The 12,627-nt window shown below is 41.9% G+C and carries 12 protein-coding genes; 3 read left to right on the forward strand and 9 right to left on the reverse strand.

All coding sequences use genetic code 11. The features are described from left to right. Positions 1–24 precede the first annotated feature (24 nt). The 4 genes from HED61_RS14190 to HED61_RS14205 all read right to left on the reverse strand — a co-directional run bounded on the left by HED61_RS14190 (position 25) and on the right by HED61_RS14205 (position 3,271). On the reverse strand, positions 25–702 hold the full coding sequence (locus tag HED61_RS14190; RefSeq protein WP_195957862.1) for an NADPH-dependent F420 reductase: 678 nt from the start codon (positions 700–702) through the stop codon (positions 25–27). Beyond that, positions 702–1,754 carry an LLM class flavin-dependent oxidoreductase gene (locus HED61_RS14195; RefSeq protein WP_103301002.1) on the reverse strand — a complete coding sequence of 351 codons (1,053 nt, stop codon included), beginning with the start codon at positions 1,752–1,754 and terminating at the stop codon, positions 702–704. The genes HED61_RS14190 and HED61_RS14195 overlap by 1 nt, the downstream gene beginning before the upstream one ends. A 172-nt stretch (positions 1,755–1,926) precedes the next feature. Continuing rightward, the gene (locus tag HED61_RS14200) at positions 1,927–2,289 is read right to left on the reverse strand and encodes a TIGR02328 family protein (RefSeq protein ID WP_219645175.1); all 363 of its coding nucleotides are present in this window, start codon (positions 2,287–2,289) and stop codon (positions 1,927–1,929) included. A gap of 13 nt (positions 2,290–2,302) precedes the next feature. Next, a complete protein-coding gene (locus HED61_RS14205; protein ID WP_103301004.1) occupies positions 2,303–3,271 on the reverse strand; it encodes an NADP-dependent oxidoreductase in 969 nt (322 codons plus the stop codon). A gap of 228 nt (positions 3,272–3,499) precedes the next feature. On the opposite strand from HED61_RS14205, the gene HED61_RS14210 reads away from it, so the two are divergent. Both HED61_RS14210 and HED61_RS14215 read left to right on the forward strand, forming a co-directional pair. Then, positions 3,500–4,579: an ABC transporter substrate-binding protein gene (locus HED61_RS14210; RefSeq protein ID WP_219645174.1), complete on the forward strand. Its 1,080-nt coding sequence runs from the start codon at positions 3,500–3,502 to the stop codon at positions 4,577–4,579. Position 4,580: 1 nt separating this feature from the next. Next, a complete protein-coding gene (locus tag HED61_RS14215) occupies positions 4,581–6,203 on the forward strand; it encodes an amidohydrolase (protein WP_219645173.1) in 1,623 nt (540 codons plus the stop codon). 279 nt (positions 6,204–6,482) lie between these two features. On the opposite strand, the gene HED61_RS17025 is transcribed toward HED61_RS14215, so the two are convergent. Beyond that, a complete protein-coding gene (locus tag HED61_RS17025) occupies positions 6,483–6,788 on the reverse strand; it encodes a prepilin peptidase (RefSeq protein WP_156247991.1) in 306 nt (101 codons plus the stop codon). Positions 6,789–7,002: 214 nt separating this feature from the next. Beyond that, the gene (locus tag HED61_RS14220) at positions 7,003–8,484 is read right to left on the reverse strand and encodes a helix-turn-helix domain-containing protein (protein WP_195957860.1); all 1,482 of its coding nucleotides are present in this window, start codon (positions 8,482–8,484) and stop codon (positions 7,003–7,005) included. A 271-nt stretch (positions 8,485–8,755) separates the two neighbouring features. Here HED61_RS14220 and HED61_RS14225 point away from each other — a divergent pair, with 271 nt between their 5' ends. Then, the gene (locus HED61_RS14225; RefSeq protein ID WP_086269049.1) at positions 8,756–8,902 is read left to right on the forward strand and encodes a hypothetical protein; all 147 of its coding nucleotides are present in this window, start codon (positions 8,756–8,758) and stop codon (positions 8,900–8,902) included. Between the two features lie 259 nt (positions 8,903–9,161). Here HED61_RS14225 and HED61_RS14230 read toward each other — a convergent pair whose 3' ends face one another. From HED61_RS14230 to citF, 3 genes are read right to left on the reverse strand one after another with little or no spacing between them, the layout of a single operon-like run. Then, positions 9,162–10,556, reverse strand: coding sequence for an oxaloacetate decarboxylase subunit alpha (locus HED61_RS14230; RefSeq protein ID WP_081131554.1), 1,395 nt, complete (start codon positions 10,554–10,556; stop codon positions 9,162–9,164). Beyond that, positions 10,549–11,100, reverse strand: a complete 552-nt coding sequence (gene citX, locus HED61_RS14235) for a citrate lyase holo-[acyl-carrier protein] synthase (RefSeq protein ID WP_176332981.1) — start codon at positions 11,098–11,100, stop codon at positions 10,549–10,551. The genes HED61_RS14230 and citX overlap by 8 nt, the downstream gene beginning before the upstream one ends. Next, positions 11,093–12,625 carry a citrate lyase subunit alpha gene (gene citF, locus HED61_RS14240; protein ID WP_003125763.1) on the reverse strand — a complete coding sequence of 511 codons (1,533 nt, stop codon included), beginning with the start codon at positions 12,623–12,625 and terminating at the stop codon, positions 11,093–11,095. The genes citX and citF overlap by 8 nt, the downstream gene beginning before the upstream one ends. Positions 12,626–12,627 lie beyond the last annotated feature (2 nt).

The following is a 12,627-nucleotide window of genomic DNA, read 5'->3' on the forward strand; positions in this document are numbered from 1 at the left end:
TGAGTTTCGCTAAAGAGGTTCTTTTTAATTTTGTCGTTCGAGTAATTGTTTGCCTTGAGCACTCTGATAAAACGTTTCAATTAAATGATTTAAATTTGTTTTTGTCTCACTGGCGCCAAAAAGTTCACCGCCAGGTTCTAGCATAAGACCATTGGCTAGACGACCGATCACTACCGGATCAAAGCCAAAGTCGTCAACGATTTTGGCCGTTTGAGACATAGATTCCGGATCATTACCAGCGATTGCCATGGCTTTTCTAGCTGGTGAACCAGCCGGCCGTGCTTCGTCTTGAACATCATGATAACCCATATGGTTGAATGCCTTGATAACTCTGCTTTGGTCAAAATATTTTTGGACCCTTTCTGAAGATGTTTCTTCAACAGTCGAATACGTTTTGCTGGTTCCATCAACTTCCCACCAATAGTTCATTGCATCGATCACAAGTTTACCAGCCAGCTGCTCTTTGGGAAGTGACGGATAGTTGCTTAAAGGGATTGCTAATAAAATGACTGGCATTTCCGTCAGGATGTCTGAGACATTCTTCACCTTTGCACCTGGAGCAAGGATTTCAACAGCTAGAGCATTCTTTTCCGCTGGCTTTCTGCTAGCGATCCAGACCTCATACCCAGCTTCTGCTCCTAATTTTGCTAAAGCTAACCCCAACTTGCCGGCTCCTAAGATGCCAATTCTAGATTTTTCCATTATTTCCCACCTGATCTCAATAGTTCTTTGACCCTAGGGATTACTTTTGTACCATAAAGTTCGATAGTCCGCAGACGGTCTTTTTGTAATTGTCCACCGGTTCCATAAACAAGATCAAACCGTTCGACGCCGACTTGCGGCATCGTTCGCGCAATTTTTTGTGCCACAGTCTCAGGACTGCCTACATAGTAAGAGCCATGTTCTACTTCAAAATCGAAACGTTCTTTCGACATCTCGGGCCAACCACGGTCTTCTCCGATTTTATCCATACTTTTCTTGATATAGTGCCAACCGATTTCGTACGCTTCTTCATCCGTCTCCGCAATCACCCCATGGGAATGCATCCCTACCGGAAGAATCGGTCTGCCCATTTGCTGCGCTGCTTTTTGATAAAGTTGTACATAGGGGGCAAATCGAGCAGGCTCCCCGCCAATGATTGCCAGCATAACTGGAAAGCCGTAGCGAACAGCACGAATAATCGACTCCGGTGTTCCTCCCACACCAATATACGTATCCAGTGTTCCTTCGGGTTTTGGATAAACTTCGGCATTCTCCAAAGATTGAGTAAATTTGCCTTTCCAGGTCAGTGGCTCCCCTTTAAGGAGTTCGTAAAACATTGCTACTTTTTCTTCAAATAATTCTTCATAATCTTGCAGATCATAGCCAAACAGTGGAAAAGATTCAGTGAATGACCCTCTTCCTAACATGATCTGCGCACGACCATTTGAAAGGGCATCAACTGTCGCAAATCGTTCATAGACCCGAACTGGATCATCAGAACTTAATACAGTTACTCCCGTTCCTAATTTGATTCTTTTAGTGACCATTGCCAGCGCAGCTAGCACGGTGTCTGGACTTGAGATTGCGTATTCTTCTCGATGGTGTTCGCCTAATGCGAGGATATCGACACCGACTTCATCGGCCAACTTTCCTTCTGCAATAATATTTCTTAATGATTGGCTGTAACTGATTCGTTGATGGGTTTGGTCATCAAAGGCAAGATCGCCAAAGGTATCTAACCCAAATTCTAATTGTTTGTTATTGATTGTCATGTCATTTCCCTCTTTTCAAATACTTCCTGCATTCACTATAACAACTTCTTTTTATTAACGCGAAAGATATGCTTACTTTTTGTAAGTCTAATGTGTACGAATTGTTTTAGAAAGTAAAAGCGCGTCCTTGCTTCAAACAAGAACGCGCACTTTTTTGTTTTTTTATTAGCCATCAGAGATAGATCCCTTTGCTTCTTAAATTAGCTAAACACTCCTCTAAATACATTGCAGTATGTTCAGGATAAATAGGGACTGATTGCTCAATCGGCACTAACACCTGATAAGGAGGTGTCTTTTGACCGCGATAAGTAGGCTCTAACCATGCTGCTGCTGGACGGTATCCCCGATGCTGCATCTCTGCCATGACGAGTAGATGGTATTGATACAACTTATATGGAGAATGATCAAAAACATAATTGACTGTCGCATGTTTCTTTCCCCAGCCAGCGCCTCTCAGCGCAGCTACTTCCCGATGCTGTCCCAGCAATTGCTGCCGGGGTAATTTAGTCAAAAGTGCTTCATGCCACAATCTCATTTCCGCTCTTCCTCTACTTCGCTTGATTTTTATCCAGATTCTCTTGGTTGTCGAGCACGATTTTCCCTACCGCATGGTGTGTTTCACTTAATGCATGGGCATCATAGACACCTTGACGAGTCAATGGGAAAGTTTCGCCAATCACACTTACTAATTTGCCATCAGCCATTAGTTTAGCTAATTCGCTTAACTGTTCTCCATTTGTACGTAACCAAATTGCTTTTGCTTCAATTTGTTTCGTTGCGGCTAATGTTTCATCTTCAATACTCAGTACAGAAATCAAGCGGCCATGCTCTTTTAGAACGGAGAAGCTTTTCTTTTGGATCTCGCCACCCATTGTATCAAAAACTAAATCAATGTCAGTAAGAACTTCTTCGAAATCCGTTGTATGGTAGTCGATCACTTCATCTGCACCTAATTTTTTAACAAGTTCATGATTACGGGGACTTGCCGTCGTGATGACATAGGCGCCGGCATTTTTCGCAAGTTGAATGGCGTAGGTCCCAACTCCGCCAGCTCCGGCATGAATCAACACTTTTTCGCCAGCTTTTAACGAACCATGATCAAATAGAGCTTGTAATGCAGTCAATCCTGCTAGAGGCACAGCTGCAGCTTCCGTGAAGGCAATAGATTCTGGCAGAGGTGCCAATAAGTTGGTATCCACGATCGTATAATCCGCATAGGTCCCAAATCGTGTCGTCTCTGGACGAGCGAAAATCCGATCGCCTACGTGATAGTCTTTAACCTTCTGACCAACTTCAACGATTTCTCCAGCAACATCCCATCCTAGAATAATCGGAAATGACCAAGGAAACATTTGCTTCAAGTATCCTTCGCGTAATTTCCAGTCAATTGGGTTGATCGAAGTTGCTGCAACTTTCACCAACACTTGATCCGCACCGAGTTCAGGTAGTGAAACTTTCGCTTCTGCTAGTTTTTCTTTACCACCATATTCATTAATAACAACTGCTCGTGTTTCCATGTAAATCACTCCTTGAGATTATGTAAATGATCTTCCGTCATTTTTCTAAAGAAACGAAAGGTCTCTTTCATAGCTTAGGCAATGATCCCTGATTTTACAACTGATTCGACTTTCCATTTTCTATCAGAAAAAGCAGTTTTTTCACTGACTAACTTTTTATTGCCTTTTTAAAAGGTTTCATTTATTCTACAGGAATAAGAATGTGATAAGAAAGAAGGAATTGATGAATTGAAAAGATTGCACGTATTTTTTGGCGGGATCATTGCGATCCTAGGTATTCTTTTTGTTGGCAAAGCTGTACTGTCCAATGAAACAGGAAGTGCATCAGCAAATGATGCTAACACGGTTATTATTTATAATTGGGGAGAATATATTGACCCCGATCTGATAAAAAAATTCGAAACTGAAAGTGGCTATTCAGTGATTTATAATACATTTGATTCGAATGAAGCAATGGAAACAAAGGTCAAACAAGGCGGTACCAGGTACGATTTGATTTTCCCCAGTGAATCGATGATTCCTAAAATGATTGAGGAGCAGCTGCTGATTCCTTTAGAACATGATAAACTCGTCGGCAGTGAAGATCTTTCTGATTTTCTGATGGATCAGCGCTTTGACAAAAACAATCATTACTCCATTCCTTATTTTTGGGGAACTATTGGAATCATGGTTAATAGTGACCAAATCGATCCTACCACCATTCATGGCTGGGCAGATTTATGGCGCCCGGAATTTGCCAACGATATTCTAGTTGTTGATGGCGCAAGAGAAACGTTAGGAATGGCTTTGCAGACTTTAGATCTTTCTCAAAATGAGCTAGATACAGCAAACCTTCAACAAGCCATCGAGACATTGGAAGCATTACGCCCCAATGTCAAAGCAGTCCTCACTGATGAAATCAAGACTTTGATGGTCAACAACGATGCACCGATCGGCATTGGCTATTCAGGAGATGCAGCGTATGTCATGTCTGAGAATCCTGCTATAACCTATGTCGTCCCTGATGATGGCGGTGCTATCTGGACAGATAACTTTGCGATTCCAAAAACAGTCGGCAATCTTGAAGGAGCTTATGCGTTTATCAATTTCATGCTGCGTCCTGAAAACGCCGCTCAAAACGCTGAGTATGTCGGTTATGCGACACCGAGTGAGACCGCGAAGCAACTGCTACCGACTGAATTGACCTCCAATAAAGCTTTCTATCCAGAGCCGGAAGCAATGCAACAGATGGAACACTACGAATACTTAGGAAAAAATGCCGTTGAACAGTACAACGATCTTTTTCTCGAATGGAAGTTGGGATTATAAAATGAATATACTATTGAAGTCTTCCTACATTTTTGATACAGAAAGAAAAACGACCTTTGCTGGTTTTATTTTGATTGAAGGAACTAGGATCAAGGATGTGGGTCCTTTGGATGCCACACCTACCAACTTACCGGCTGAAACAACGATCATTGATTGTCATGACCAAATGATCATTCCTGGCTTTATCGATGCCCATATTCACTTTTATCTTTCCGCTTTGCTTCATGCAGGGCATTTAACTCATGTCACTGGAACAACTGAAGAAGCAGTTGCCCAACAAGTACCGCAAATTCCTGTGACCCATGGCTGGAAAATTGGGATTGGTTGGTTCAGCAGTGACTTTGGACAACAAGTCTATCCCACAAAAGCAACGATTGATCACTACTGTGACGAAGTGCCAGTCATGCTGATCTCAGGAGACGCCCACAGCATTTGGTTAAACAGTAAAGGAATGGAAGCCTTAGAAATCACAACCGATTCAGTTCCTACCGGAATCAGTGGAGAAGCATTGATGAAAGATGGCGAATTGACGGGTTGTTTTCTTGAGGCAGTTGCTATTAATTACTTGGCGGAGGTGCTGCAATCTTTTCAAGCCAACAGTTACTCAACGTACCTTTCTTACATGAAGCAGCTCAATCGCTATGGCATTACTACAATCGGCGATGTTGCCCTGACTGGCGAAAGCTGGGACGACTTGATTTATCCAGAGCTTTACCAAAAAGTTGCCGAAAAAGCGACTTTACGGGCGGTTTTTTACCCTGCGATGCGTATGGAAATAGATCATTTAACTGATATCTATCAAAACTATCGATCTGAGAAAGTCCAAATGGGTGGTGTGAAACAGTTCTTTGATGGTGTAACAAGTACCCATACTGCTTTGTTGAAATCGGAGTACGAAACGCCTTATTTTACTGGTGATATTGGTATGCCGCTGATTGCAATTGAAAAAATGCGCCAGTTGATTTTCTTAGCAAACCAGCAAAATTGGCCGATGCGCATCCATACGATCGGTGACCAAGCGATCCATCAAGCGTTGTCTTTTTTTAATGAAAGTCATGCGCGCTTCCCTCTCTCTGCCGGTAAAAATAATACACTGGAGCATTTGGAAGTCATGGATCCTGCAGATCTTTCTTTAGTGGCACAAGACAATTTAGTTCTTTCTGTTCAACCTAGTCATTTATTAGTCGGCTATGAAACGTTAGATGAAGAAGTAGGTCCGCAACGCGCTAGTCAAATGTTTCCTTTTCAATCCTTTTTGACCCACGATGCTGTAGTAGCATTTGGAACCGACAGCCCAGTAGTGATCGATGTGTCTCCATTGGATTCGATCTATTATGCAGTGGCTAGAAAAGAAAAAAACGGCTCTCCAGTAGAAGGATTGATGCCCTCTGAAGTGATGAATGTGGCGGATGCTCTGGTTGCTCATACCGCTGATGCAGCTCAGGCACTCAGTCGACAAGACATTGGTTCGATCAAAGTCGGGCAGTTGGCTGATCTTTGCATTCTTTCGAAAAATATTCTTTCCCTTTCAGAAAAAGAGCTGCTTGAGGTAGAAGTCACTGCAACCATTTTTAACGGTGCATTTGTCTATCAAAAAGACGAAGCTTCGCAGCAAAATTCCTAATTGATCTTTGACCATATCCCTCGAATACCCGAATAATGGCTGACTTGCTTCTCTCGTCCGAGGGCTCTCATTCATGGAAGCCCCTTGACTGTGTTCACGCTCGTCAACCGTATTATTCGGGATTTTTTGTCAACACCACCCTAATCCCCCTCCTTTTTTCGTTCTGGATACTGCCAGGCTATAATTTAGTTCCTCTTGATTGTTCCCTCTGATCATTTCTCGCTTTGTTTCGTCTTGATTCCTGCTCAATCATTGCCCTCTTGTTTTCCCTCCAATTCCTTAAAATATATACAATATGACCAACAGGATCCCACCAACGATTTCACTTATTGGATACTTGCGATTAATCGGTACCAAACAATTCCTGCACTTGCCCTTTAAGAATAAAAATGACCAAATAGGGATCAGCTGCCATGGGGTTAGTACCTTTCCACAGTGCTCACAATGAGAGCGACCTCCCAATGATTCCTGACGGGGCAAACGATAAACAACAACCATCAAAAAAGAACTAAGACAGCTACCAAGAATAAATACTGATAAAATGGGTAATAGCAGCGCTCTTCCCAAACCACACACTCCTCTCATCTAATCGACACCTCAAATAAAGAGCCTATTCATAAACAAATACGCTCTTTTAAACACGAAGTTTTTTTATTCTTCAGCGACGTACTGCTGACAGCGGATACCTAGCAGTACGTGATCGTCTGATTTATGTCATCAAATTGATTGGATGTGACTCTAGCCTCTTGCTCTTATTTGCTACTGCTGACACCTCCTTTGTTGCGAAACAAACTGAGTGTTACTGACCATTTCTTAAAGAAAATTCATTGATGATTCGAGGATTGATTTCCCACAATAGTCGATTCCAATCCTCTGCGTCTGGAATTGACTTAAAAAGCAAATGCCAGTTTCCAATCAATTGATCACTGACATATTCACTATAATTTGTCACTACTAGATCAATATGATTCTGCTCTAAATAATCTAAGTTCATCTCTAATGCATTCGGGAAAAACAGGTGCTGGAATCGGCCAAGATATTTGATAGCCATTGCTTGGATATTCTGACAAACAAGGTAGTTTCCTTCTAATAAAAAAGCAATATTTTTAGGTGCTCCCCAATGGATTTCCTTTAGTGAGTCCATGAATAGGACGGCCATCACGGTGATTTCTGTTACTGCTGTCTTTCCCCCTGATATTGTCTGATGGTGTTCGGTAAAGAATGCTAATAACTCAAAATATAAATCTGGGTATTTCTCTTGGACAACTTCATGAATATCAAGAATATTTTGATTTGTCACTGGTGATAGCTGTTCTTTTAAATACAGCATAGTAAAAAAAGAACGCACAAGGATCATGTCTCTCTGAAGGTCATTGCTCTGCTGGCCAAAAGCGGATAAAAATAGTTGGGCACAGTCTGTAATCCCAACATTCGGCTGGAGTTCCTGAATAAACTGCTGTTCTCCAGCCAGATCCGTCAATGAACGCCGGCACAAAATCATCACATACAAATACAATAATTCCTCCACTGGCAAACGTTTCCCGATTGACGCATCAATCACATCATTGATAGCTGAAAAACGCTGGAATGCCTCTCGTTCTTTCAGCGCTTGAATCATTTCTGACTCGATAAGCAAGTCTCCCTCACGTTCTAAAGTAATCATTAGAGTATAACTAAAATCTCCCAAAGAAACATTGGGATAGCTACTGAAGAAGTGCTTTTTTTGTAAGGCAAAGGCAATCGACTGGATGGCAATTGATGGCAAGACCGTGTGTGGAGTTATTTCTGATTCATAATAAAAATCATGAAAGAAACTGCGAATATCGATTTCTTTTCCAATGAAATCCACTTTCTTCAGGGACAGTGTCAGTCGATAGCGCGCTAATTCATTTTCTACCATTTTGAAATAGCGCAGCAAACTACTTTCTGAGAAGTGGAGTTGATCGGCCCATTCTCCGATCTCTTTGATCTGCCTTTGAAAAATCCCTTCAATAATGTGAAAGAGTGGTTCATTTTCAAGCAATGACCGCTTTTTAGTTTGGTACGCTTCTCGATTGGTTTCTTTGAACAAATAGCCTGAACTCGTGTTTTCAATCAGAATCGACTGCTGAAAATATTGCCGAATTCCGGTAATATCGGCAATGATCGTTCGTGAAGTGCTTTTTGTGAATTGGGCTAGTTCTTTGACTGATCGCGTTGGTATTCGCTCGAAGGTATGCAAGATTTTCAGCCATCTTACAGTTTCCTTATTGGTAATAAAATTAAGTTGAAAATTTTTCATCTCTTTTCTCCTTACTGGTTTTCATTGCCGTTATTGACTGAATCGTTTTCCTTATTATACGCCCTGCGGAGGAATTATACTCAGTTGCAAGCTTCTGGCAGCACCAGTTATCGTGATTTATACGAGAAAAAGGGACCCAGTTATGAAAAAAACGGTCATCTTGACAAAAACAGGCATCGAATTGTATAAAATTGTTATTTTTTGTTAAAGCCCTCTTGATTGTAAGCGGTATTTTTGTTATTCTTTAAAGGTAGAGGAGGTGGATAGTGCAGTGTATGCTATCAAGATATTTCATGGTTATCTGACAGCACAAGGAAAAAGAACTCGAGATAAATCAATTGCTTTGACTTATACATGCAAAGAAGATGCCGAACGCTTCGCAAATAAAATTGGCGGGAGAGTTAAAAAAATTGGATAACCTAAACTATTGAAAAAGAGTTGTCGACCATTGATTGTTGACCACTCTTTTTGTTTTGTTAAAAAATATTCTCTAACAAATCCTTTTTTCTATTTGTTTTTATTTCTCGCTTGTCAAAAATAAAAATACACTGCTGCGATCAATTGTTGAATGGCCATTTCTTCCCCTTTTCACTTCTATTAGCCAAAAAAAAATGACTGAAACGTCTGAGTTGAAACAAAGTGTTTTCTCGCTCAGAAACATTTCAGTCATTTTCTTTTTATGGAATCGCGATAGTCACATCGACTGTCTGGATCGCTACGTCATAAAACGGATCTTCTCGTCTTCCCAAGAAATCTTTTGCTTGAGCTGGGAAAAGTGCATACATCAGTACATCTTCTTCCGTTTTGGCATATTCTTTGATTTCTTGCTCGAATTCTGGGAGCTGTGGTGGAATCAAATCTGCTGGTCGTTCTGTGATCACTGCTTCCGTCCCAATGATTTTTTCTTGGATCTCCGTTTTGATTGGTGCCGGAGGACGACCGTAAAGACCACGAACGTAATCTTTGATCTCAGTTGGGACTAGTTTGTAGCGTTCCCCAGAAATCACATTCATCAAAGCCTGTGTGCCAACCATTTGAGACAAAGGGGTAACTAAAGGAGGAAATCCAAGGTCGGCACGCACTTTCGGCACTTCTGCCAATACTTCTTCGTACTTGTCCTGCAGACCTTGTTCTGTCAACTGACTCAATAAGTTGGATAACATCCCACCAGGCACTTGATAGATCAGTGTTTTTGGTTCTGTATCTTTGACTTTAGGATTCAAGATCCCTTCCTCTCGGAACCGATCGCGGATTGGATTGAAATAATCAGCAACTTCAGCCAATTTCTTTTTGTCCAGGTTTATATCAAATCCCAGTTCTTCTAATGCGATCGCCACAGATTCTGTCGCTGGCTGACTCGTTCCCCCTGCAAATGAAGAAATTGCTGTATCAATAATATCTGCCCCAGCTTCTGCAACTTTCAAATAAGTCATTTCTGAAATACCACTAGTAGCGTGGGTGTGGACCTCTAATGGCAGATCCACAGCATCTTTGATTCGGCTGACCAATTCAAATCCGATTTGAGGTGTCAGCACACCAGCCATATCTTTGATACAAATCGAATCTGCTCCAATATGGGCCATTTCTTTTGCTAATTGCACAAAGTATTCAACGGTATGAACTTCGCTTGTTGTATAAGAGATCGCTGTTTGGCAATGACCACCAGCTTCTTTTGCTGTTGTGATAGAAGTCGCCAAATTTCTGGTATCGTTCAATGCATCAAATACGCGAATAATATCGATTCCGTTCTTGATCGATGTCTCTACAAATTTTCGCACCACATCATCCGCATAATTTTTGTATCCTAGTAGATTCTGTCCGCGAAGAAGCATCTGTAATTTCGTGTTCTTCACTTCACGGCGAATCTGTCGAAGACGTTCCCAAGGATCTTCATTTAAGAAGCGGATACAAGAATCAAAGGTTGCTCCACCCCACATTTCTAATGAATGGTAGCCTACTTCATCCAATGTTTTGATGATGGGCAACATATCTGACGTCGGCATTCTGGTAGCGATCAAGCTTTGTTGGCCATCACGTAAGACTGTTTCCATGAATTGAATTTTCTTAGTCATCTGCTTGCATCCTTCCTTTTGAAACTAATTCATTTATTTTTTGCTGTATTGCTTTGACTGAATGCGTTCTCGATCGTCCGCATAGTTTTGCTTCCTTGTCACAAAGAAAGCAGCGCCGTCTCGGATAGCCTAACGCTTCGCGACTGATGGACTGCACTTCACCCGCTTCTAGCCAAAGCACGTCAAGATCTGCTAATCGCCCATAAGGATGTCTTTCTTCAAGTGCCACCATCCTTTTCTTTAGTTCTTCTTTTTTTAAAGGAAGTAAAAGAAAATATTCATAGCCAGTTTTTTCATTTCGATAAAGATGAAGGAATGAAAAGGCATCCGCCACTGCTCGCTCGACTTCATCCGTCAAGCTTTTAAACACAGCTTCTAACTCATCTGATGTTTTGACAGGTCCGGGAATATTCATGGTGGCAGATAGCAGTGTGTATTGGGGCGCCGACTCCAGTAACTCCTTTTGCCGTTTTGCACGCTGTTCTCTAGCCGCCAATACTTCTGCTAATGAAACTTCCGGTCCCTCAAATAACAAGCTACACATTTCTCACAACATCAATGAGCGTGCCGTCTCGATATTCAATCAATGCCACTACTTTATCGCCATAATGAATGGCTTCAGGCGTTCCAACAATCTGGTAAGCTTTCTCTTTTAACTCTTCGATCGTATACTGAGGCACATCTAGTGTTTTAAAATGTTCAATCAAATCTTGACGATCTGGATTGATGGCAATCCCTACTTCTGTCACGATCACATCGATACTTGTTCCTGGAGTGACCACTGTATTTACTTTGTCAACGATCGTTGGAATTCTGCCTCGCACTAAGGGTGAAATAACGAGACTCATTTTGCATGCCATACTCGTATCAGAGTGCCCGCCTGACGCTCCCCGAATCACACCATCGGATCCTGTCATCACGTTCACATTGTAGTCTGTATCGATTTCCAATGCGGACAAAATAGCGGTATCTAATTGGTTGATCACTGATCCTTTACTTAACGGTGAAGCATACATCTCAGCATCGATTTCATAATGTCCTGCATTGCTTCCTAATGAAACGGCTGAAGAATGATCGAAATCTTGTACATCAATGATTTTTTCAACCAATCCTTCCTCCAATAGTTCCACCATTGCATTGGTAATACCGCCTAATGCAAAGCTCGCTTTTATTCCATCTTTAAGCATCGCTTCGCGCAAAAAGCGGGAAACAGCTAATGCAGCACCACCGGTACCTGTTTGAAAGGAGAATCCCTCTTTATAGTAAGGAGAATTTGTGATCACTTTTGCTGCGTATTCCGCGATCAATAGTTCTTTCGGATTTTTGGTAAAGCGGGTGGCTCCTTTGGCAATCCCTTGTGGGTCACCGATTGCTTCCACTTCAACCACATAATCCACGTCGGTTTGCGGAATACTGATTGGTGTATTCGGAAATGGCACGAGCGTATCTGTGATGATCACGACTTTGTCTGCATATTTTGCATCGATCATTGCGTAACCTAATGAACCACAGGTTGCTTTTCCCACCGTACCATTGGCATTGCCATAGGCATCTGCACTTGGTGCGCCTAAAAAAGCCACATCGATATGCACATCTCCAGCTGCAATGGCCCGAGCCCGACCGCCATGTGAACGGATCACAACAGGATTTTCCATGATTCCTGCTGAAATAGCAGCACCCACATTGTCTCTCAATCCGCTGGAAGTAATATTGGTTACAACGCCATTTTTGATATGGTCAATCAACGGTGCATGGACATTTGCGATGGAGCTAGGGGCAATAGAAATATTTTTGATACCCAGACCAGCAATTTCTTCCAAGACCATATTCATGACATAATCGCCTTCACGAAAATGATGGTGGAAGGAAATCGTCATGCCATCTTTCAGCCCTGTCTTTTCGATCGCCTCGCGAATACTGCTAAGAAGTTTGGTATCTCTTGGACGAACGGGGGTAACGGTACGACTTGCTTCTTGATACGTATCGATATGCGCCAATTCCCCTTCAAAAACACCGTATTGGTCAGCATATACTTGTGGAATATCTTTTCCTACTTTATTCATGACCATGC

It is taken from the genome of Enterococcus gallinarum (genome assembly GCF_021496385.1).
GTDB lineage: Bacteria > Bacillota > Bacilli > Lactobacillales > Enterococcaceae > Enterococcus_D > Enterococcus_D gallinarum.